We start from the raw sequence: 23,048 nt of genomic DNA, 5'->3' as shown, positions 1-23,048 counted from the left end.
TGAAAGCGACTTTTACATCTTATCACTTTCAAAACTCATTGTCAATAACTTTTATCAAAAGTTATTTTTTATGTTTGCCGCTCACAGCAGCGAATATAAATATAACAACTTTAAACTTCAAATGCAACCCTTTTTTTAAATTTTTCTCCGGCTCTCTACTTTGCTAATATATTGGATGAAATATGATGAATAACTCCTGAAACAACTCTCACCCACCATATCAAATGATCTTCCAGATGAAAACTTATACTTTCTCAAAAGAAAAAAAGCCATTACCTTATGACAAGTAACGGCTTTTACATCAAGCAGCTTTTGTTTTCGTTTTACGTACCCTTGTTCCAGAAAAACGGCTGTGCAGCACACTAGCTAATAGACGAGCTAGTACATTAAACATAAGAACCATCACAATTAGAATTGCCGCAGATTTTGTTGCAATTAAACCTGCATCGGGTACAATCCCCTCAGAATTTAGCTTCCAAATATGAACCGCCAATGTTTCGGCAGGACGAAACGGATTAAGCGGATGCATTGGACTGCTAAAATCTGCTGCTGAGTTAAGAAACGGAGTTGTTAATCCTGCAGTAAAGATTAAGGCTGCCGCTTCACCGAAGATTCTTCCTGCTGCTAAAATAACACCTGTGATAATTTGAGGCACTGCAGAAGGGATCATAATTCTTACAATTGTCTGCCATTTTGTAGCACCAAGCCCTAAGCTTGCTTCTTTTACACTATTTGGAATATCTACAATCGCATTTTCACAAACACGTGTTAAGCTAGGAAGATTCAAAATCGTAAGCGCAAGCGCACCGCCCATAACCGTATATCCCCAGCCTGTCAATGTAACAAACACTAGTAAGCCGAATAAGCCTACAACAATAGAAGGAAGTGAAGCCATCGTTTCGATACATAAACGGACAAAGTTTAAAAATCGTCCCCTCTTCGCATACTCTGCTAAATAAATGCCGGCTCCAAGTCCGAGCGGGATAGATATAAGCAGCGTGAGGAACAGCATGTAAAACGAGTTAAGCAATTGTGGAGCAATCCCCCCGCCAGCTCTTGTGTTGCTAGGCTGTCCAAATAAAAAGTCAGGATCCCAGAATCCCCAGCCTTTAGAGAGAATTTGATACATAAAAAAAACTAATAAAACGACAACTAGGGATGCTAAGACATATAAAATCCCTGTCCAAATATTATTGACTGTTCTTGCGTTCATAAGTTAGCGTCCACCTCTTTGACCGATCGCTCGAATGATTAAAATAAAGATAAAAGAAATTAGGAGCAGAATCATAGCTAATGTCCATAATGCATTATTCCATGGAGTACCGTTTAAAGTATTCGTCATATCCATTGTTAAAATGCCTGTCAGTGTTGATGTTGGACTATATAAGCTTGTTGGAAGCTTAATTGTATTTCCGATTACCATCTGTACAGCCAACGCCTCGCCAAATGCACGGGCTAATCCAAGCACAATTCCAGTTAAAATGCCGCTTTTTGCCGCCGGAACAATAGCGCGGCTAATAGCTTGCCATTTTGTAGAGCCAAGACCATAAGAAGCTTCTAAATATTCAAACGGAACAGAACGGACTGCATCAGACGCAATGCTAGCAATAGTTGGTAAAATCATAATGCTAAGCACCACAATTCCTGCCACTAAGCTAAAACCAACCCCCCCAAACGAATCGCGCAAAAGAGGAATAAGAATCGTAACCCCTAATAAACCATATACAACAGAAGGAATTCCAACTAAAAGCTCAAGAACAGGCTTTAGAACCCTGCTTCCAAACTTTGGTGAAATTAAATTCATGAAAATAGCAAGCCCGATTGCAATCGGTGCACTAATAAGAACAGCTCCAATTGATACAACCATAGAACCTACAATAAAAATCAAAGCGCCAAATGCTGGCTGCTCACTATTTGGATTCCATTTTGTAGACGTCAGCATCTCCCCAAAAGAAATACCGCTTTGGGTAAAAGATTGAATACCTTTTGCACAAATAAACCCAATGATTGCCAGTGTAATAGCTACTATTAATATTCCACAAAACGTAACAAGCGATCTTCCTATATACTCGCTTTTTATATAATTGATTTGTTTTTGCCCCTTCATCCTCTTTTATCACCCTATCTACACGATATAAAAATGAACAGGACTAGGACTGGCTTGGTAGCCAGCCCATCACCCGTTTGTATTATTTGTTAAGCTCTTTCATTGGGATATAACCCATTTCCTCTACTTTTGCCGCAAAATCTTCACCAGCAACAAAATCAATGTAAGCTTTTACTGCGTCTTTTGCTTCACCTTTTGTAATCATATACTCATAAGACCAGAACGGATATTTACCTGCAGCAATGTTTTCAGTAGTAGGTTCTGCACCGTCAATTTTCACTGTTTTTAATGCGTCTTTTTTCTCGCCAACCATATAAGACATTGCAAGGTAGCTGATAGCACCAGGAGTTGAGTTAACTGCTTGCTCTACCGCACCGTTAGAATCTTGTGTTGTACCAATGCTGTCGTTCGCTTTTGTGCCATTTAAAATCGTCTTTTCAAATGTTGCACGAGTACCAGAGGATGCAGGACGGTTGATTACGTTAATTTTCTCATCCTTGCCGCCTACTTCTTTCCAGTTTGTGATTTTACCTGAGAAGATATCCGTAATTTGTTGAACTGTTAAATTGTCAACCGTGATGTCTTTATTTACTACTACACCAAACGCGATACCTGCTACTTTATTATCAACAAGCTCTTTTGCCTGAGCCTCATCTTGAATTTTATCCTTAGCTGGAACATCTGAGTTACCGATTTGAACTGCACCAGATGCTACTTGGTTAATACCCGTTCCGCTTCCGCCACCTTGTACTGTAATAGATACCTTAGGGTTGTCTCCCATAAATTCAGTCGCAGCCTCTTCAGCAAGCGGTTGTAATGCTGTAGAACCAGCCGCCGTAATTGTTCCAGACACCTCTTGCTTAGCAGTATTATCAGTCGTTTTGTTGTTTGCTGTGTCTTCAGCTTTTCCGCATCCAGCAAGCGCGCCAGTAATAAGTAAAGCTGCAATCGTGAATTTAAAACCTTTTTTAGCCATGTTTTTTTGGACCCCCATTATTTGCTTTTTCATTTTTGACACTAACTCTTTCGTGCCATCCTCTTAAGCACAACCTCATTGTAGGACAACAATATTATGTTAGTGTTAAGCGTTTTTTAATTTTAAGTAAAGGTGTGTATGTACTGTATTCTTCGCACTACAGCCCATTATATACGCATGAAAATTAAGGATTTTTACGGATAATTCTTAGAAAAATAGACTTTTCTTTTCAAGGAAAAAACCTTTTGTAAACGGATTGTAAACAAAATGTGCCCTTCACGTTCTTTTTCTTTACAAAATTCTCTGCACAAAAAGTTTTGCCTTAGGGCAATTCAGTTAGCACAATTTCAAATTGTAGCGAATACGTTAGAAATATATCTTGACAACAAACGGCTGAATTAAATAATATTTTATTAACGAAAAGTTTCCCTAAGGCAAATTTTTAAGCTTATACTAAAAAAATAGAGGTGGGATAACTCTTATGGATTCAACTAAAAGTCAGCCCCTTTCTCAATTCACAACGGGGCATATCGTCAGATTAGAACGGATTGAGCTTCAAGGGACATTAAAACGCCGATTACTCGATCTAGGATTTATTCCAGGCGCTATTGTTAAGGTGCTTCAAAAAAGCCCGCTTGGAGATCCTGTTGCTTATCAAGTAAGCAGTACAACTATCGCGTTACGAAAAGAAGAAAGCTCCCTTATATTCTGCAAAAGTATAGGAGATGAACAGTATGAGTAAATATCGCATTGCCCTAGCAGGAAACCCGAACACCGGAAAAAGTACACTGTTTAATACATTAACGGGATTACGACAGCATACGGGTAACTGGACAGGAAAAACTGTAGCAAAAGCAGAGGGAGAATATTTACACAATGAGCAAGGCTATATCATTGTTGACTTGCCCGGCACATACTCCCTTCACTCTAATTCTGCAGACGAAGAAATTGCACGCGATTATATTATTTTTGAAAAACCTGACGTGACCGTCGTAGTGCTCGACGCTACCGCAATGGAGAGAAATTTGAATCTTGCTCTTCAAGTGATGGAAATGACAAACAATGTTGTTGTATGTGTAAATTTAATAGATGAAGCAGAAAAAAAGGGAATTACGGTGGATGCAGGGAAGTTATCTCACTCGCTTGGTGTGCCTGTTGTAAAAATCTCAGCTAGAAATAAAACGGGTCTGAAGCAGTTACTTGATACGATTGAACTCGTAGCAAAAGGGACATTAGAACCAAAGCCATATCAAGTAAGGTACAGTGATTCTATTGAAAAAATGATTACTGCGCTTGAACCCGAGGTAAAGAAACTATTTCAAGATGCATACCCAATCCGCTGGGTAGCACTGCGTATGCTCGATGGCGATAAAAGCTTGTTGGAAACCCTACAGCAAAACTATAAAACACCATCTATGAAGGAGGTTTTTGTTAATGGAGTATCGTTCAGCCAATGAAGCACCTTCTCTTGAGCAGCTTGTTCAACATGCAAAACACTTAGCCGGAGAAAGTATCCATGATGATATTGTTGCAAGCATTTACCGCTCCTCGCATAGTATTTGCGAGACGGTTGTTTCTTATAAAGATCGGGAAAGGCTGCGCCGCTCTGAGAAACTCGATAATATTTTCACATCTCCTATCTGGGGATTCCCGATTATGCTTGCCATGCTTTCTGCTATTTTTTACTTAACAATTGCCGGGGCCAATATCCCTTCCTCTATGTTGGCTGAGTTTTTTGGCTGGATAGAGGGTTACTTAACAATTTGGTTCAAAGCTGTGCATGCGCCAGATTGGCTATACGGGGTGCTCGTTCTCGGCCTATTCCGTGGAACTGGTTGGGTAATTAGCGTTATGCTGCCTCCAATGGCCATATTCTTTCCTGCCTTTGCTCTGTTAGAAAACTATGGGTACCTGCCGCGGGTGGCTTTTAATATGGATCGACTCTTTAAAAGGGCCGGAGCTCACGGTAAGCAATCCTTAACAATGGCAATGGGTTTTGGTTGTAATGCCGCTGCGATTATGTCGACACGGATTATCGAATCGCCGCGCGAACGCATACTCGCTATTCTGACAAACAATTTCGTTCCTTGTAATGGTCGATGGCCGACGCTCATCCTTCTTGCTTCCTTGTTCATGGCAGCCGGCTATACAGGTGGTCTACAAACATTTGTCACATCGGCTGTCGTCGTTGGAATGGTTGTATTTGGCATAATTATCACTCTCACCGTATCATGGGTTCTTTCCAAAACTGCATTACGAGGAGTTCCTACTCAATACACACTAGAATTGCCGCCTTACCGTAAGCCGAAGTTTTGGAATACAATTATTCGGGCTACTCTCGATAAATCAGTATATGTATTGAAAAGGGCCGTCATAGTAGCCGCACCCGCCGCTATATTAACATGGGTATTAGCTAATATTTATATCGGTGATACAAGTATTTTAATGTATATCGTGAACTTTCTTGATCCGTTTGCCCAGCTTCTTGGATTAGATGGCTTTATTTTAGCCGCCTTCATCCTTGGTCTTCCAGCAAATGAAATTGTCGTACCAATTTTGCTGATGGGCTACTTAGCAACAGGATCATTGACAGAAGTAGAGGATTTAACACAACTGAAGCAAATCTTTCTTGATCAGGGATGGACATGGCTAACCGCATTAAATATGATGTTATTTTCACTCCTCCACTTCCCTTGCGGTACAACATTAGTTAATATTTATAAAGAAACGAAAAGTATAAAATGGACATTTTTATCCTTCGCCATTCCGACAGTTCTTGCTATAGTGATAACATTCCTTGTTGCACAAATTGTAAGAGCGCTTGGACTTGTATAAAGAAAACTTCCTGATTGGCAAATCGCTAGGCGAAGACAAAAACATGGTTGCACTTACTCTTTATTCCTAAAATTTTCTACTACGTGGAATAAACTTCTCGTTAGAAGTTTATCTTCCTAAAAACAGGGACGGTTTAGTCTAGCCGTCCCTGTTTGCTTTAGGAAAGAAAGACGTCACCTTCCAGTTTCACTCTGTAGCGATGAGCAAGTCGACTTGATGCCGCTGCTGCAATCGCTCCTACTAAGTCATCCAAAAACGCGTGAACCTTTCCAGATGACTTATCATTCAGCTCCTGCAAAACCCCTGTCTTCAACTTATCAATATACCCATAATTTGTAAAACTAATACTGCCGTACAAATTTAAAATAGAAAGAGCTAGTATTTCATCTATTCCATACAAGCTCTCATCTTGTTTAATCAACTGCTGAAGCGGTGCGGATAACTTACCATTTTCAGCCAATAGATCAAGCTCAATCCCTGTTAATAGCGCATGCTGTACCTCTCGCTTCTTTAATACGTGCTCAATGCTCTCTATACAATCCTGCATTGTCAAATCCGGAATATATGCCTTTTGCAAGAACATTGTTAATTCTGCAATATCCTCAATTCGAATCCCGCGCTCTTGTAAAGCCTGCATCGCAGCATTTTGCACCTCATTACTTGGAACAAAAGAATGATCCATATTAACAGCCTCCTTTTCCCTCGTGAATCATTGCTTATATTCTGCAATCAGATTCTCTTCTAGACGAGGAGAATATCTCCTGTGCTGATTCTCTCCCTCACTACGTTCTCCTCCTTTATCATTTTCTTGAAGAAGCCCCCCCCCGCTTCAAGGAGCGGTAGCGAGTAGGCGGTGAGTAGTTCAAGGTATTATCAATATTCGATAATTAAAATTCATCGATAAATAAACCGTTAGGAAAGGACAGAGATGTAGTACTGTATTCCTTAAATTTCCGACTACGTCGAATTGTCTTCCAGCTAGAAATTTATACTTTCTTAAAGTGTAAAAAAAGAACCCTTCAAACGAAAGGTTCCGTAGTTATACATTTTACGTATCATGAAGCAAAGTTATTTCCCCTAGTCAGCATTTGCTTGGAGAAGGCTGAGTGCAGCTTCAACAAATAGAGCGGTTCCCATCGGAAGTCCGTCCTCGTCAATCGTAAACCGCGGATGATGATGAGGATACATAATACCCTTTTCCTCATTGCGAGCACCAATAAAGAAAAAGCAGCCCGGCGCCTTTTCCAAAAAGGCGGAAAAATCTTCGCCTGCCATCGTTGGAGCAAGCGAAACAACATGTTCTTTTCCGAACAGCTCTTGCGCAGTTTTCTCTATATGAGCTGTTACCTCATCGTTATTCACAACAGGACGATATCCATACTCATAAGCAAATGTGTAGGATGCCCCGTGAGCTTCCGTTACTCCCTTGACTATTTTCTCAATACGATTTGCTGTAATTCCCCTCAAATCATGGCGGAGACTCCGGACAGTTCCGGCAATTTCTGCTTTATCCGGAATGACATTATGTGTAGTACCAGCTTGAAATTGCGTTACAGAAACAACAAGAGGATCTAAAGGATTTGTGTGCCGGGACACGATTTGCTGTAATTGCGATACAATATTCATGCCAATCACAATGCTGTCAACCGTTTCATGAGGGATGCCTGCATGCCCGCCCTTTCCAAATACCGTGATTCGAAATACATCAGGTGATGCCATTGCAGAACCATAAACAATACCAATTTTCCCTACTGGAAGCGGAGACCAAAGATGCGCACCAATTACATAATCTACCCCATTCATCACACCGGCTTGTACCATTTCCTCTGCCCCGCCTGGAAAATCCTCCTCAGCATGCTGAAACAAAAAGCGAATCTCGCCGCAAACCTCATCCTTACGCTGCGAAAGCTCATATGCCGCACCGAGGAGCATCGCAGTATGTCCATCATGCCCACATGCATGCATTTTACCTGGGTGCTTCGACGCGAACGCAAACTCATTTTCCTCTTGGATAGGCAATGCATCCATATCAGCGCGAATTGCAATCGTTTTCCCTGGCTTTTCCCCGATTAATCGAGCCATTACGCTGTATTTTGTAGGACGCGATACCTCTAAATGTGAGAAGGTGCACAACGTATCAAATACAAATTGAGATGTTTTCTCCTCTTGAAAGGATAATTCTGGATACATATGTAGATATCTTCTCCACTGTATAAGCTGTTCCTTTGTCACAATTGCTTTCATGTCTGTTCCCATCCTCCTCATCCCCCTCTTTACCGTTTCCGGTGACAGCTATATTTCCTTTTATTGTACCAAAAAATAGTACACTCTTCTTTAAGAAATGCATAGAAAAAGTTGATACACTCCATCTTTCTAACGACAAGAGCACTGAATAAATATTAAAAAGCAAAAACCATCCTCTCTGCTACAGAAAAGTTGTTACTCTGGTAATAAAGAAATGGCTTGCTTTCCCATTTGCACCCACGCTTGTTCAAACTGCTTTCGTGGATGCGCTGTTCTAGGTCCGGTCTCTAATGGATCATTTACATATACATATGTTTCGTCATACCCGACAATTACCACGCTATGTTCATGGTATGTAATTTTCGCCTCTCCTGTACTTGTTTGCCATGTTTCAAATTTGCTATCTGGCAAAGACTGAAACGTAGCATTTGTAATAACCCAAACTGGCGACCCGAGGCTGATCATTTTATATACAGCCTCGATATCACGGCCTGTTAAATCTATTACCTTTCCAGGTGCATACCGTTGCGCGAGTTCATAGATCGGCTTATGATAGACCCCATATCCCGGTTGCGAAAACGTATATATATTCCCAACAAATCCTTCATTAGGATTGCCATGCTTGCCGGCTGTTTGAAATGGAACCTTTGTAATTTCCTGCGCAAGCGTCATTTTGTCAACATTCACGCCACCGTATTGCAACAGCATTGCCAGACTGGTCACCTCGCAGCCTCTCTGCAACTCCGGCAGCTGCTGCAAAAAAGGAACATGCTCGATTGTCGCTTGTTTCTTTAAATACAACTGCAGCCTTGTACCTAATTCCTCTGTTTCTTGAACTAATTTGTCCTTTTGTTGTTCGATCATATCTGGAAAATCAGAGGCACATGCGGAAGCAAACAGCGCAAATGGCACAAAACTTATTGCATATTTCATCACTTTGAGCATATTGGATACTCCATTTAATTGTTTTTCTTCTTATTGTACAAGAGGAAGGACTTCTCGAAAACTCGTATTTTTTTCCTGACTGGACCTACAAAGGAATAGCATCTCACTGCTCCCTTTTTACCTAAAAAGAGATTTATGCGGCTTAAAACAATTAGACTTCCGTTAAATTGCATTCTCTTAAGTTACAGTAAGGAAATATATTTAACATTATTTCACGAAATTAGTTTTTAGAATATTAAAACTATTCAAAATAATAATCTTATCTAAAACTTCCCCTTAAATATCCAAATAAGAAACATATTATCTATTTTGCCATCACTTTATTCCGAAAGAAAATTTAGAATATGGAGATGCGGTGCTTAAAATAGTATACAATATGGCTGTGCTGCGGATTTAGCACACAGTCTGTAATAAGACTCACAAACAGGGGTTTATTTGTGTCTATTTTTCAACAATATTCGTCACACTATTGCTAATAAAAGATTCATAGGTTTATATTATTTTATTGGCATAGTGACAGTCAAAACAGAAAGGAGATTTATACCGTGCAATCTAAGAAAGCATTTTGGAAACTTGCTTCACTTCTTCCACTATCTTTTGTATTGTTCCTTAGTGGCTGCGATATGAAGATGGCCGTTTTGAACCCACAAGGTCCTAATGCGCAAAGCCTAAAGGACTTGATTAGTTGGTCATTTTGGCTAATGTTAGTGATCATTGTGGTAGTATTTGCATTATTCACGATTATCATCATTAAATATCGTGAGAAGCCTGAGAATATGGGGTATGAGCCTCCTGATCAGCATGGCAACACGCTGTTGGAAATCATTTGGACATTGGTTCCTGTCATTATTGTTATTGCCTTGGCAATTCCAACAGTAAAAACAACATATGCACTGGAGAAACCTCCAGAAAGTACGAAAGACAAAAAACCAATTGAAATTTATGTTACATCCGCAAACTGGAAATGGCTATTCAGCTATCCTGAAGAGGGAATTGAAACAGTCAACTACTTAAAGATTCCAGAAGATACTCCAATTAAGTTTAAACTTACTTCAGTTGGCCCAATGAATGCCTTCTGGGTACCAGAACTTGGCGGTATGAAATATACAATGGATGACATGGTTATGGATTTGTATTTACAAGCTGACCATCCTGGAGATTATTTAGGTCGCAGTGCTAACTTCTCTGGTAAAGGCTTCGCCGATATGGAATTTACAGTTGAAGCTGAAACACAAGAAGGCTATGAAAAATGGGTAAAAGAAGTAAAGGGAACTGCTTCTAAACTAACAAAAGAAAAATATAACGAAATTATTGAGCCTGGTGTAGTAGGTCGGATGACGTTCTCAAGCAACCATCTAAAGTATGTAGATCCAGATTCTCTTGAGTATTGTGACTATAACTACTACAAGGACAAGAACAAGAAATAATAACTTTCAATTAAGATTGGAGTGACTAAAGTGAAGCTTGACGAATTTTTTGTCACAGGTGACCCGATTATTTACGGTGCGGATGCTTCCATCGTTCTTGTAACACTCGGGGTCATTTATGTGCTGACAAAGTACAAAAAATGGAGATGGCTTTGGGACAATTGGTTAACAAGCGTTGATCATAAAAAAATTGGCGTTATGTATATTATCTCTGCCATATTAATGTTATTCCGTGGCGGTATGGACGGAATGATGATGCGTGCGCAATTAACATTTCCTGACTCACCGTATTTAACTTCACAGCACTATAATGAAATCTTTACAACGCACGGTACTGTTATGATTCTCTTTATGGCAATGCCGTTCGTAATCGGTTTAATGAATATCGCGGTTCCACTGCAAATTGGTGCTCGCGATGTAGCATTCCCATATTTGAATGCAGTTAGCTTTTGGTTATTCTTTGTAGGTGCAATGCTATTTAACATTGCATTCGTTATCGGTGGTTCTCCAGATGCAGGCTGGACAATGTACTTCCCGCTTGCCAGTCCAGAGTTCACACCTGGCATCGGCAATAACTACTACGCAGTTTCACTGCAAATTGCCGGTATTGGTACATTGATGACAGGGGTTAACTTCCTTGTTACGATTTTAAAAATGAGAACACCTGGTATGACACTAATGAAAATGCCAATGTTCACATGGTCTATTTTAGTTACTTGTGTCATTATTATCTTTGCTTTCCCAGTATTAACAGTGGCACTTGCTTTAATGACATTTGACCGTTCATTCGGTACGCACTTCTTTACACTGGCAGACGGCGGTATGCCAATGCTTTGGGCGAACCTGTTCTGGGTTTGGGGTCACCCTGAAGTATATATCGTTATTTTACCAGCGTTCGGTATTTTCTCTGAAATAGTAAGTACATTCTCTCGTAAACGTCTATTCGGTTACAATGCGATGGTATACTCAATGATCGCAATCGCAGTTTTAAGTGCCCTTGTATGGCTGCATCACTTCTTTACAATGGGTAACAGCCCGGCGGTTAACTCGTTCTTCTCCATTTCAACAATGGCGATTTCGATTCCGACAGGTGTAAAAATCTTTAACTGGTTATTCACGCTTTATAAAGGGCGTATTCGCTTTACAACACCAATGCTTTGGACATTGGCATTTATTCCAAACTTCGTAATCGGCGGTGTGACAGGGGTAATGCTTGCGATGGCAGCAGCTGACTATCAATACCATAACAGCTACTTCCTAATCGCCCACTTCCACTACGTGTTAATCGCTGGTACAGTATTTGCAATGTTTGCAGGTTTAATTTATTGGTATCCAAAAATGTTCGGTCATATGCTAAACGAACGTTTAGGGAAATGGACGTTCTGGTTGTTCATGCTTGGCTTTAACGTTTGTTTCTTCCCGCAATTCTTCTTAGGTTTAGATGGTATGACTCGTCGTATGTACACATATGACTCAAGCATTCCTGGCTGGTTAGGTTTAAACCAACTATCCTCTGTTGGTGCGGTAATGATGGGTATCGGATTCTTAATTCTTTGCTATAACATCGTATGGAGCGCGCGTTACGGCGAGCGTGACCTAACAGGTGATCCATGGGATGGCAGAACGCTTGAATGGGCAACACAATCTCCTGTTCAGCATTATAACTTCGCTGCTCTTCCAGAAATCAAGCACTTAGATGCTTGGTGGCACATGAAGAAAAATGGCGAGTCCCATGTTGATGTGAAAAATATTAAACCAATTCACATGCCAAGCAACACAAACCTGGCATTCCCATTGGGAATTATCTTCTTTATCGCTGGGTTCGGTTTAATATTCCAGTGGATTCCAGTTGCAATCGTTGGCGGTGTTGGTATCGCAATCGGATTGTACCTGCGTTCGTTTGATTATGACAATGGATACTACATTGCCGTAGAAGAAATTAAAAAGACAGAAAAAGTAGCATAGAGAGGTGAAAGCACAATGGCAGCAGTGAGTGAAGAATACAAAAATGCTCCGCTGGAATATCAAGACGGCCAAGGCCGCTTGAATATCCTCGGGTTCTGGATTTTCCTTGGAGCGGAAATTGTTCTGTTTGCAACGCTTTTCGCTTCTTACTTGGTGTTGGCGGGCCGTACAGCAGACGGCCCAACACCGCTGCATCTTTTTGAACTAGGACCGTTGTTGGCACAAACACTCCTTCTTTTAACGAGTAGTTTCACTTGCGGTATCGCAGTTCATGAAATGCGCAAGCATAATTTAAAAGGTCTTATTGTTTGGTTTGTTATTACCTTACTTTTAGGCTTAGGCTTCTTAACCCTAGAAATCAATGAGTTTGCGACTTATGTGCATGAAGGCGCAACAATTCAAACAAGCGGCTTCTTATCAGGTTTCTTTACTCTTCTTGGAACGCACGGAGCCCACGTTACAGTCGGAACATTCTGGGCAATCGGAGTTATTATCCAGCTTGCGAAGCACGGCTTAACGCCAATTACAGCAAGAAAAGTGTTCATCATTTCATTATACTGGCACTTCCTTGACGTAGTTTGGATTTTCATCTACACATTTGTATACTTGAACGGGATGGTGGCGTAATTATGGCACAGCATAACACACAATCAGCTTCACACCATCATAAAGGGTTTCCTTGGTCACATGTTTTCGGATTTGTTTTATCCTTAGTACTAACATTTGCAGCATTATATTTAGCACTGTACACATCACTTCCTTTCTCTACAATTATTACAGTCATTGGGATTATGGCATTTTTACAAGCTGCTTTACAGCTTGTGATGTTCATGCATATGTCTGAAGGAGAAGGAATTACACAAACGATTACGATCATCTTCAGTTTCTTTATTGCTCTTGTTACTGTCGGTGGTACAATTTGGATTTTCTTTACAATGTAATGAAAATGGCAGTCTCTTCACAGAGACTGCCATTTTGTTATACTTTAAGAAAGGATAAATTTCTAGCTGGAAGATCATTCGACGTAGCAAGAAATTTTAGAAATAAAGTGTAAGTGCAACTACGCATTTGGCTTCGCCTAAGGGCAGGGCTCGCCAATCGGCGAGTTTTCTTTATGTTTTCTGTATCTCTACTTAGTGTGATCAGTGCACTTATTTGTTCTACATACGATTACGGTACAAAGAAATATGAAAAACAGTCATTTGAACAAGAAGGATAAATAGAAGCAGATAAATGGGATATTCAGGAAAGGATGAAGAAATAATAGGGTAAAACGGTAAAAGACATGCACAAAATGGGACAACCGTCCAAATGGCGATAAATGCGCTGCGACATGCTTTGGCAGTGATTTCCTGCTCCCTTTCATCAGCCTCTGGGAAAAACAAAGGAAACAGCCAAAAAGAAAGCTTTGTCTGCTTTTGCTTTCTCGATACATACATAATAATAAAGCTTAATAAGAATGCCAGTATAAACGGGCTAACATTCATCGTTATTCCCCAAAGTGGCGCTGGATTTTGCAAAATATAAGAGAATCGTACATTAGAACGATATAACTCCAATATCCCCCAACCAAATAAAAAAACGAATAAAATATTGAGTAAATAAGAACGAAGCACTGCATTCATACCCTTTCCTCCTTTTCCACTAACCAAAATACATCTTCCATTTTCATTTGAAATACATTACAAATTGTTAATGCAAGCAAAAGTGAAGGAACATAATCGCCTTTTTCAATAGCAGCTATCGTTTGTCTGGTAACGCCAGTTCGCTCCGCCAGCACTCCTTGAGAGAACTGAAATCGTGCACGCAATTCTCTAACCTTATTTTCAATACTCAAATACACCACCTCTATGAGCTATTGTATAATCGAATCAACAAAAAGTTAAGTATATTTAACAAAAAATAGATAAAATTGGTTTTTAAGGTATAAAAAGTAATGCCCTTTATAAGTTTTATGATAAAGGGTTTTGGATCTAGAAGTTATCCAGAAAACTCGTTGATTAGTGAGCCGTTAGACGAGGACAGAAGCGCAGTTGCAGCTTCACTTCATCCCCAAAATTTCCTGATACGTTGAGCTTGCTTCTAGCTGGAAATTTATACTTTCTTAAATAAAAAAAAGCATCGTCCAGAAGGACAATGCTTTTTTATTAATCAAACACAATAACTTTAACTTGTTTTACACCCCAGTTAGCTGCAGCTCCCTTAGATGGCAGAAGAACATCAATTCTATGACCTTTGATCTTTCCACCTGTATCCCCAGCTATCGCATAACCGTATCCTTCTACCCATACCTTCGTACCGAGCTTAATCACACTAGGATCTACTGCAATTAGCTTCATATTTGGATTTGCACCAATATCGTAGCCTGATGCTGTGATTTGTTCATGAGATGGACCGTCATACGGCGTGTACGCTGTTGCTGTTACATATAACTCGCGTCCGCCTGAAGAGTCTTTAGCAGAAGAGTCAGAGTTAGCAGCTGGCGTCTGTGCATTTGCCGCTTGCTGCGCTTGTGCCTTTTGCTGTGCTTGTGCTTCTTGCTGCGCTTTTGCCTCTTGCCGCGCTTGTGCTTCTTGCTGTGCTTGTGCTTCTTGCTGCGCTTGTGCTTCTTGCTGCGCTTTTGCCGCAGCCGCTGCAGCAGCCGCTTGTCGAGCTAATTCAGCCTCAATCGCTTTCATGCCTGCCTCTATATTCGCTTTTTCTTGTTGGGCAAGGGCAATAGAGTTATTAATGTCATTATACTTTGCTTGCACTGCCTGCAAAGCTTGCTGCTTTTTTGCTACATTGTTTTGAAGCTCCACCTGCTGTTTGCCCAATTTCTCTCTATCTGCCTCAAGAAGTTCCTCTTTTTGCTTAATAATTTCTTTATCATGTTCAATTTGCTCAAGGTCTTTTTGCTGAATCTGTAAAATGTCTTGGTCTGCATTTAGCAATGTTGAAACGGCCTGCATTCTCTCTAGCAGCTCTGCCAAATTATCAGAGTTAATAATAATATCAACAATTACATGCGTATTGTCATTTTCTTGAATAGATACAACACGATTACGCATAACATCCTTACGAGCAAGTACTTTATCCTCTAATTTAATAATTTCTGCTTTCTTCTGTTCAATAAGCTCATTCGTTTCCTTGATGCTTTGCTGTACTTTTGCTATTTCAGCCTCATTTTCTGCAACGATGCTGTTAATGCTCTGCAGGTCCTGCTGCAAGCCTTGCATTTCTGCTGAAACTGCTTGCTTTTCCTGCTCCTTTTGCTGAATGCTTGTATCACTTTGCTGCAATTGCTGCTGCAACTGACCCAATTGATCGCCGTTTTCCTCGGCACGGGCTGCAACTGTGCTCGAAATACATAGAGCACCTGTCAGTATAAGTCCTGCTATTCGCCTCATATACTTCATGCCTCTACCCCTCTCTCTGTACTATTTATAACATAAAAATGTTTCAATTCCTTTACAAACACTTTAAGAAATATAGAATTTCTCTATATATGAATAAAATTTTTGATTTTCTTTTGGTTTTTATTACAAATTATTACATAAAATCCAATTTACAACCAATTTCTTACAACTATAAATTACAATTTAGCTCATTAATTTTACTCATCTTAGAGAAACGAAATTTCAAAAATATGTTAGCAAAAAACAGCAAATATAATATAGAAATAGAAAAAGTGCCGTAAATGGCACTTTTCTATTTCTATTCAGCATTAAGACGCTTTTAACTTGGTCTTTTGCCGCTTGTGAGAAGCAAAGCTATGTAAAATCATCCCCAGCATAACAAGCACCATACCAATGCAAGAAACACTGGATGGCAGCGGCGCAGATAACATCAGCATTTCTCCGCCCACAGCAAAGATAATCTCTCCGGATTGTGTCGCTTCAATTGCAGCTAGCTTTCGGACATCTCCCTTTGCTAAGTCTGTTGCAGCAAAAAATAAAACAGTAGCGATTACACCTGAGCTAATTGCCACAAAAAAGCATTGCAGCACCTGACTACTAGACGGTGCACCGGAGACGCTCCATTCATACGCACTTAATAGTAGCCAAACCGGCAGTGTCATAATCGTCATACCGAGCACACGCTCAAATGGCCCTATCCTTCCTTTGCATACCTCCATCATTTTCCGATTTCCAAGTGGATACGCAAAAGCAGCAATCATGACTGGCACAATACAGCCTAGCGCCTCCTTGATTCCTAATGCTGACGCATGCTCAACCTGCATGAACATAACACCTGCAAAAATAATAAGCGACATACTAAATCCCTTTAACGGCACTCGTTCGCGCACCCGTTCTCCATTCACACGCTTATAAAACAAGGGTGTGAGCAAAATACCAGCAATGATAGTCACTTGCCATGTAGATGCAATAAGCCATCCTGGTCCAAACGAAGCCGCAAAGCAAAGCGGTGCATAAAATAAAACAAAACCAATAAAGCTCCATATGAACCATTGAAAAGGTTGTTTTTTCATCGTAAGAAACAAGGATGTGAGCTTACCGCGTACCCCTACAATCACTAGAAGGAGAGGTATCATGAAGAAATAACGCAGTGCTGCGCTCCAAACCCAGCTCCCACCCTCTAAATCCATAGCCCTATTCAGGATAAATGTAAAAGCAAAAAAGAAGGATGCGAATAGTCCCAATGCAATCGCCTTCATGCCTTCCCTCCTCATATTTATTTTTAGCCTTATAAATTATACAAAAAATTTCTGCAACGTAATATAAATTTCATTAAAAATGCATTTTCTTCCTAGTGCCAATCTTATATGATAAAAATGGAATTATAGATACTGGAGGATTAGAAATGAAGGAATTCGAAAAGGTTCCGTACCGTGCAATGACTGTATGGAAACAGCGCGCCGCACTTATGCACGCTATCATTTGGATTGTATTTGGAGTCGGTTTTTTCTATGCGCAGCATTATAGCATTCCCCTCTTTCCTCTTGCCATCATCGGAGGTTTGCTTCTCATATGGTCTATTTTACAAATAGGAATTTTACCGCGCTTACGCTGGCGATTTCATGGATACCGCATCACAGAACAGGATGTTTGGCTATATGATGGCGGCTGGTCACAGAAAACAACGGTTGTTCCCTTATTTCGTGTGCAGCATGTACAGCTTGGGCAGGATCCATTTTTACGGCGAGCAAATTTAGCTAATGTCGAGCTTGAAACTGCTGCAACAAAGCATCATATTCGCGGTCTTGACTTGTATCAAGCAGAAGAACTCCGCGACTTACTTTTGCAGCGTCTAAAGGAGGAAAAACATGTATAACTACCGCCGCCATCCGCTCGTAATTCCTATGGGGGCAATTCGTTCTCTATGGGCGGCGATTTTACCGATTCTTTTTTCATTCGGACAAGCCATGCACAAAGGAGAAGGATTTTCATTTCTCACGAACTTTGGCATATTGATCGGCCTTATTCTCCTTCTCCTCATCTTTGAATTTTTAAAGTGGCGTTCATTTACATATGAATGGAATGACAAAGAAATTCGTATCGCAAGCGGAATATGGACAAAAACAAAAACAAGCGTTCCTAGAAGTGCTATTACAGCTGTTGACCGCAGTGCTAATCCAATTATGAAATTGTGCGGCCTTGTAACATTGAAGCTAGAAACCGCAGCTGGCGGCAAAGAGGCAGACGTTATACTTTCTTACATCCCAGATCATTTGGCAGAAGAATGGCTAGAAGAAGAGCAACATTCATACACGGCATATCGTTTTACTGGCAAAGAGCTTTTTCTATACGGCGCATCTTCTCCCGCAACGCTTGTTGCCATGGGTGCAGTCATTGGTCTCCTAAGTGACTTTTGGAGTCCAGACCACATTCTCGAAAAAAAGGAATGGTGGAAGCATCAAGAGCTCTGGTTATGGATTGCTGGACTAGCTGGGGCTGTGCTGCTTCTTTGGATCATCGCCTCCCTAGTTGTCGCAAGCAAATATTATGGTTTTACATTAGAACGAAACGAGGGTGTGCTCACAATCTCGAAAGGTCTTTGGAATCGCAGAACAATGCGGATCCGTGCAGGGCAAATACAAAGTCTCGTACTTATGCAACATCCGCTGCAAGCATTGTTCGGTTATGTGAGCGTACGTGCACATCTTACCTCATCGAGCGATGAAGACGGATCATTTGATAATGTTCTCTTTCCTCTCTTAAAGAAACGAGATTTAAACAGCTGGATAACCTACTACACCCCAGAATATACACTCCCTTTAGGAAAAACACCGCTTCCAAGACAGTTCCAGAGAGCTCCTATTTGGCGTAACATCATCATGACAGCTTGGACATTACTACTGTTCTTTTGGAAGGCATGGACGCTTTGGATTACCGTCCCGCTTATTTTGATAGCGGCAGGGCTCGGATATCTACAAGGTAAAACTGCTGCATGGGATGTAACAGACTATCATATCGCCTTCACATCGCAACGATTTGCGAAATGGACAGCCATTATCCCAATGTCACGCGTTCAATGCGTAAAAATATATACAACACCTTTTGGAAGACAGCGCGGCTACAGCACCATTGCTGTCCACCATATATCTAGTTTTGTTGGTCATGCTGCTGAGCTTTCATATGTACCAACACCTGTTGCAAAGCGCATTGTATCTTTATATCAAATGAATAGAAGAAAAAAAGTCATATGTTAACACAAAACCATTCTTAATATGTCTAAGGTTGAGCTATCATAGCAATCTTAGGCATATTCTATTTACACAGTATTTGTATCAGAAGTGCGGATATCTGCAGCTTTTCCTATCCATACAGAAGACAAACCTTTGGGCGAAGCTATATTTCATGTTGCTTCCTGCAAAAAAAAAAAAGAGGTGACTGTCATATGGACAATTCCCCCTTCCTCAATCAAGCTCCCTGTTCTTTTTTCCCATTATTCTTCTTCAGCCTATATATACACAAGCCCAATCAAAAATCGAATAGGCTCCTATCATCCTCCCAATGCATATTCTACATTGTATCTTTTATACTTACATCTGAGGAGGAATACTGTATGCATGAAATTGGAGAACCGTTTCGCCCATATAACAACGACCATACCGACCACAAAGACCACAAAGACCATAAAGAAGGCGGTAGTAGATTTTCAAAGGAGTTTGCGTTAATTATTGTGCTGTTTATTTTATTGATTATTATCGGTGCAACTTGGTGTGGCGGATTTGGCGGTCAAAGCTGCGCTCCTGTATACGGCTACGGCTACGGGCCTTACTACTGCTAAATCACTAGCCTCTCTCTAACAAGCCCTACCCTCTGCTCTTAAAAAAGCTCCTTGTGTTGGAGCTATTGTCTAGCGGACACTGCCGCTCCGTCCCTGAGCAAACCTACCATGCAAAAGACAAAAAATGCTTTGCACACAGGTTGTTCTTCCACAGGAGACGGGGCAAATAATGTCCGCTTTTCTTATTTCACTTTAAGAAGGTATAGGTTTCCAGCTAGAAATTCATTCGACGGAATGGGGAATTTTAGTAAAGAAAACTCGCCGATTGGCTTGCCCATCAGCTGAAACACCGCTACTAGGATTTATTATAAATTGGAAGCATAATTTCCACTTCTGTTCCCTGATTCACTTCACTTTTAAATACAATTCTCCCTTTATGAGACTCTACTATTCGATAGCTCACAGTCAACCCGAGACCGGTTCCTTTTTCCTTATAAGAAAAGAACGGCTCCCCAAGATGCTTAATGCGTTGCTCCGGAATTCCGCATCCATTATCCCTTACACGTACAAGCACCATATTCTCCTTCGTTCGGCTCAACGCAACTTGAATTTTTGTTGCTCCCGCTTCTACCGAGTTTTTAATAAGGTTAATAAACAACTGCTTTAACTGATTTGATTCGCATTCAATCAAAGGCAGATTTTGCTCAGCCTTAATATCAATTTCTGCACTGTATAGGTTGGTCTGTGATTCAAGAAGTGCTTTTACATCCTCCACGATAGAGATAATATTATCCTTCTTGAAATGCAATGTTTGCGGCTTTGCCAGAACGAGCAGCTCACCGACGATATGGTTAATCCTATCCAGCTCATTTAACATAATGTTGTAATAATGCGTATGTCCAGCATCTCCCTTTTGCAAAAGCTGTACAAATCCCTTTAACGAAGTAAGCGGGTTGCGAATTTCATGCGCAACACTTGCGGCTAATTCTCCGACTATGGAAAGCTTTTCTGCACGTCGCAGTCTTTCTTCTGTTTCTTTTATTTTCGTAACATCCTTCGCATATCCAGTAACACCAACAACTTTATTTTCAATAATAATGGGAACGGACGTACATTCAAAACTCATTTTCATGCCGTCCCTTCGCACAATCTCCAGTTCTTTACCTTTACTGCTTACTCCAGTTGCAATAATTCGTGAAAACTCATCGGTCACTCTTTCTTTATCCTTCTCAGAGATAAATGAAAGAATAGATGTTCCAATAACATCCTCCTTTTTATATCCTATCAAGTCTTCAAATATTGGATTCAGGTTCGTAATATTCCCTTGCAGATCAATCATATACACGAGATCCGGGTTATATTCAAACAGCGATTTATAACGCTGCTCACTTTCTTCTAGCTGCTTCTTCGCTTCCTTGCGCTCTGTAATATCCCGTCCAATTACAACCAGCCCTTTACGGCTGCCGTCTTCAAAAAACAAAGGAACCTTAATTGTATCAAATACCTTAAAGGTTCCGTCCGGGAGGGGAACACTCTCTTCACAATGTGTCAATTCACCCGCTTGCCATGTTTCTTCATCCGATATTTCACAATACTCTAAAGCTTCTTTATAGAAAGACGTATATTGGGCAAGCTCAGAATCCTTTTTCCCTCGGTAATCTACATGTTCTAAGTGAAACAGTTTCAAGCCGAATTCATTCGCCAGAATCCATCTTCCTTCTCCATCCTTAAAGTTAACAAAATCAACCATTGCATTAATCAACGTGGATAACCTTTGCTCCTCCTGCTTAACGTGCTGCAGTTTCTCCTCCTTTTTTAATAAAAAATAAATAAAGCCGCCTACTATGGCGATGTATATACTCCCTTTTACCCGCTGCCATAATGCAATGTCAAAAGTATCTATATAAGTCTCGAGTAAAGAATCTGTCGCATATAGCCAAATAACACTTAAAGTTATATATGCGATTAAAACCTTTTTCTTATTCAATACATTCTCACCCTTTTACGCTATACTTAGCTCCACATTTTTTGATTCTAACGCTCCTATACTAAATTTACAATGAAAAAATAATGAATTCTTTTGAATTACTCTCCAAACATTTATATTTCCAAATTTACCTTTGGGCTTTTTCGGAATTCCTTCTAATTTTTCTCATTTCCCTCGTATGTTCGGAACTATTTGGAAAACAATAAAGGCATAATAAAAGAAATAGGAGGAAAAAACATTGTTGAAATCATTCATTGCTTCACTTTTTGCTGTCTTCATTTTCACCTTTGTTGCACCTTTTTCATCGCTTGCGGCTGTTCCAGAGGAAGAACTCAGTATCTATTTAGAGGATATTGGGTGGACAAGAGATATAATGGATATGTACGTAGAGCGCGCATCCCGTGGAACAAAAACATTAGCTTCCTTTGATTCTCTGGATGACCTAGCAGCCTACCTCGGACCACGTACAACGGAGGAGCAAGCACTGCAGGCTCTTTTGGATAAATACGGCTATACAAAGGATGAAGCTGATAATCTGCTTCGTAAATATAACACTTCTGTAGATGAATACACCTTTGTAACTGAATTAGATTTAGATCTTCTTGATATTCTAGCTAAACAACAGCAAACAGAAAATGGAGGACAATTGCCTGATACCGCGGGTAACTATACACTATATGCCCTATTTGGTATTGCCTTGGCGGCCTTCGGAAGCTTTTTTGTCTATAAGGGGCTTGTTGTAAAAAAATGAGAAAAATGGCTTTTTTCACTCTTGGTATCTTGCTTTGTACAATCGGAGGGTATCTTTTATATACGAATGGACAACAATTCACGAAAGGTAACACGCGGTCCCACTATAAACAAATACGAGTGCACACATTGCCCACTCTCGATTCTCAGCCTGTCTATCTAAGAGCACCCGCAAAGGGGGAAGTCCTCGGAACATTGGATATTCCTGCCCTGCATATGAGTCTGCCTATTTATGAAGGGACGGATAAACAAGCGCTGCGAAAAGGTGTTGGCCACTATATAAGAAGTGTTCTGCCCGGCCAGACCGATAACTGTGTATTATCTGGGCATAATGACAGCGTGTTTCGCCGCTTGGACGAAATACAAAAAGGGGATGATTTTATCATTCAAACAAAGGCTGGCATCTTTACGTATCGTGTTACAAATATGAAAATTACCGATCGAAACGATAAAACGGTTATTGTGCCAAAACCAAAGGCTTCACTTACCATCACGACATGCTATCCGTTCCGCTATATCGGCTACACATCAAAACGATATGTAGTAGAGGCAGCTCTTGTGGCACAGCATGTCCACGGTGATTCGAAGACCTCAAAAGCACCCGCATGAAAGAGGAAAGGTTGGATACTACATATAAAA

The 23,048-nt window shown here is 40.5% G+C and carries 23 protein-coding genes; 12 read left to right on the top strand and 11 right to left on the bottom strand.

Annotated features, from left to right (window positions below; genetic code table 11):
* Positions 1-301: 301 nt before the first annotated feature.
* The 3 genes from pstA to AAHB12_RS02510 all read right to left on the bottom strand — a co-directional run bounded on the left by pstA (position 302) and on the right by AAHB12_RS02510 (position 3,083).
* On the bottom strand, positions 302-1,213 hold the full coding sequence (pstA, locus tag AAHB12_RS02520; protein WP_129728381.1) for a phosphate ABC transporter permease PstA: 912 nt from the start codon (positions 1,211-1,213) through the stop codon (positions 302-304).
* Positions 1,214-1,216: 3 nt separating this feature from the next.
* Positions 1,217-2,107: a phosphate ABC transporter permease subunit PstC gene (pstC, locus tag AAHB12_RS02515; protein WP_129728382.1), complete on the bottom strand. Its 891-nt coding sequence runs from the start codon at positions 2,105-2,107 to the stop codon at positions 1,217-1,219.
* An 82-nt stretch (positions 2,108-2,189) separates the two neighbouring features.
* On the bottom strand, positions 2,190-3,083 hold the full coding sequence (locus AAHB12_RS02510; protein WP_129728383.1) for a phosphate ABC transporter substrate-binding protein PstS family protein: 894 nt from the start codon (positions 3,081-3,083) through the stop codon (positions 2,190-2,192).
* A 481-nt stretch (positions 3,084-3,564) separates the two neighbouring features.
* Here AAHB12_RS02510 and AAHB12_RS02505 point away from each other — a divergent pair, with 481 nt between their 5' ends.
* From AAHB12_RS02505 to AAHB12_RS02495, 3 genes are read left to right on the top strand one after another with little or no spacing between them, the layout of a single operon-like run.
* On the top strand, positions 3,565-3,825 hold the full coding sequence (locus tag AAHB12_RS02505) for a FeoA family protein (protein ID WP_129728384.1): 261 nt from the start codon (positions 3,565-3,567) through the stop codon (positions 3,823-3,825).
* The gene (locus tag AAHB12_RS02500; RefSeq protein ID WP_129728385.1) at positions 3,818-4,540 is read left to right on the top strand and encodes a FeoB small GTPase domain-containing protein; all 723 of its coding nucleotides are present in this window, start codon (positions 3,818-3,820) and stop codon (positions 4,538-4,540) included. The genes AAHB12_RS02505 and AAHB12_RS02500 overlap by 8 nt, the downstream gene beginning before the upstream one ends.
* On the top strand, positions 4,518-5,918 hold the full coding sequence (locus AAHB12_RS02495) for a nucleoside recognition domain-containing protein (protein WP_129728386.1): 1,401 nt from the start codon (positions 4,518-4,520) through the stop codon (positions 5,916-5,918). Before AAHB12_RS02500 ends, AAHB12_RS02495 begins: the two co-directional genes overlap by 23 nt.
* Before the next feature lie 157 nt (positions 5,919-6,075).
* Here AAHB12_RS02495 and AAHB12_RS02490 read toward each other — a convergent pair whose 3' ends face one another.
* The 3 genes from AAHB12_RS02490 to AAHB12_RS02480 form a co-directional block, all read right to left on the bottom strand.
* Positions 6,076-6,600, bottom strand: a complete 525-nt coding sequence (locus AAHB12_RS02490; protein WP_129728387.1) for a phosphatidylglycerophosphatase A family protein — start codon at positions 6,598-6,600, stop codon at positions 6,076-6,078.
* Positions 6,601-6,995: 395 nt separating this feature from the next.
* Positions 6,996-8,174, bottom strand: a complete 1,179-nt coding sequence (locus tag AAHB12_RS02485) for a M20 family metallopeptidase (RefSeq protein ID WP_342044198.1) — start codon at positions 8,172-8,174, stop codon at positions 6,996-6,998.
* Between the two features lie 183 nt (positions 8,175-8,357).
* A complete protein-coding gene (locus AAHB12_RS02480) occupies positions 8,358-9,026 on the bottom strand; it encodes a C39 family peptidase (protein WP_342044211.1) in 669 nt (222 codons plus the stop codon).
* A 626-nt stretch (positions 9,027-9,652) separates the two neighbouring features.
* On the opposite strand from AAHB12_RS02480, the gene qoxA reads away from it, so the two are divergent.
* The 4 genes from qoxA to qoxD are packed head-to-tail and all read left to right on the top strand — an operon-like array spanning position 9,653 to position 13,440.
* The gene (gene qoxA, locus AAHB12_RS02475; protein WP_342044197.1) at positions 9,653-10,534 is read left to right on the top strand and encodes a cytochrome aa3 quinol oxidase subunit II; all 882 of its coding nucleotides are present in this window, start codon (positions 9,653-9,655) and stop codon (positions 10,532-10,534) included.
* 30 nt (positions 10,535-10,564) lie between these two features.
* Positions 10,565-12,499, top strand: a complete 1,935-nt coding sequence (qoxB, locus tag AAHB12_RS02470) for a cytochrome aa3 quinol oxidase subunit I (protein ID WP_342044196.1) — start codon at positions 10,565-10,567, stop codon at positions 12,497-12,499.
* Between the two features lie 15 nt (positions 12,500-12,514).
* Positions 12,515-13,126, top strand: a complete 612-nt coding sequence (gene qoxC, locus AAHB12_RS02465) for a cytochrome aa3 quinol oxidase subunit III (RefSeq protein WP_129728392.1) — start codon at positions 12,515-12,517, stop codon at positions 13,124-13,126.
* A 2-nt stretch (positions 13,127-13,128) separates the two neighbouring features.
* Entirely contained in the window at positions 13,129-13,440 is a 312-nt protein-coding gene (qoxD, locus tag AAHB12_RS02460; protein WP_129728393.1) for a cytochrome aa3 quinol oxidase subunit IV, read from the top strand.
* 219 nt (positions 13,441-13,659) lie between these two features.
* On the opposite strand, the gene AAHB12_RS02455 is transcribed toward qoxD, so the two are convergent.
* From AAHB12_RS02455 to AAHB12_RS02440, 4 genes are all read right to left on the bottom strand, one after another.
* A complete protein-coding gene (locus AAHB12_RS02455; RefSeq protein ID WP_129728394.1) occupies positions 13,660-14,124 on the bottom strand; it encodes a DUF2178 domain-containing protein in 465 nt (154 codons plus the stop codon).
* Positions 14,121-14,330: a helix-turn-helix transcriptional regulator gene (locus tag AAHB12_RS02450; protein WP_446715504.1), complete on the bottom strand. Its 210-nt coding sequence runs from the start codon at positions 14,328-14,330 to the stop codon at positions 14,121-14,123. Before AAHB12_RS02450 ends, AAHB12_RS02455 begins: the two co-directional genes overlap by 4 nt.
* 316 nt (positions 14,331-14,646) lie before the next feature.
* Positions 14,647-15,897 carry a 3D domain-containing protein gene (locus AAHB12_RS02445; protein ID WP_342044195.1) on the bottom strand — a complete coding sequence of 417 codons (1,251 nt, stop codon included), beginning with the start codon at positions 15,895-15,897 and terminating at the stop codon, positions 14,647-14,649.
* Between the two features lie 308 nt (positions 15,898-16,205).
* Positions 16,206-17,156: a DMT family transporter gene (locus AAHB12_RS02440; RefSeq protein WP_342044194.1), complete on the bottom strand. Its 951-nt coding sequence runs from the start codon at positions 17,154-17,156 to the stop codon at positions 16,206-16,208.
* A 146-nt stretch (positions 17,157-17,302) separates the two neighbouring features.
* Between AAHB12_RS02440 and AAHB12_RS02435 the strand changes: the two genes are divergently transcribed.
* The 3 genes from AAHB12_RS02435 (at position 17,303) to AAHB12_RS02425 (ending at position 19,732) form a co-directional block, all read left to right on the top strand.
* Complete coding sequence (locus AAHB12_RS02435; RefSeq protein WP_342044193.1) at positions 17,303-17,773, top strand: PH domain-containing protein; 471 nt, start codon at positions 17,303-17,305, stop codon at positions 17,771-17,773.
* Positions 17,766-19,151 (top strand): PH domain-containing protein, encoded by a 1,386-nt coding sequence (locus tag AAHB12_RS02430; RefSeq protein ID WP_342044192.1) that lies wholly within the window; start codon positions 17,766-17,768, stop codon positions 19,149-19,151. Before AAHB12_RS02435 ends, AAHB12_RS02430 begins: the two co-directional genes overlap by 8 nt.
* Positions 19,152-19,507: 356 nt before the next feature.
* Positions 19,508-19,732, top strand: a complete 225-nt coding sequence (locus AAHB12_RS02425; protein ID WP_129728400.1) for a YjcZ family sporulation protein — start codon at positions 19,508-19,510, stop codon at positions 19,730-19,732.
* A 295-nt stretch (positions 19,733-20,027) separates the two neighbouring features.
* Here AAHB12_RS02425 and AAHB12_RS02420 read toward each other — a convergent pair whose 3' ends face one another.
* Complete coding sequence (locus tag AAHB12_RS02420; protein WP_342044191.1) at positions 20,028-21,659, bottom strand: PAS domain S-box protein; 1,632 nt, start codon at positions 21,657-21,659, stop codon at positions 20,028-20,030.
* A gap of 238 nt (positions 21,660-21,897) precedes the next feature.
* On the opposite strand from AAHB12_RS02420, the gene AAHB12_RS02415 reads away from it, so the two are divergent.
* Entirely contained in the window at positions 21,898-22,410 is a 513-nt protein-coding gene (locus tag AAHB12_RS02415; protein WP_342044190.1) for a processed acidic surface protein, read from the top strand.
* Positions 22,407-23,018 (top strand): class D sortase, encoded by a 612-nt coding sequence (locus tag AAHB12_RS02410; RefSeq protein WP_342044189.1) that lies wholly within the window; start codon positions 22,407-22,409, stop codon positions 23,016-23,018. Before AAHB12_RS02415 ends, AAHB12_RS02410 begins: the two co-directional genes overlap by 4 nt.
* The last annotated feature ends 30 nt before the right edge of the window (positions 23,019-23,048 follow it).

The organism is Bacillus sp. OTU530 (assembly GCF_038440375.1).
Note: the sequence above shows the minus strand (reverse complement) of the source record. Positions and strands in the feature narration are given on the sequence as shown.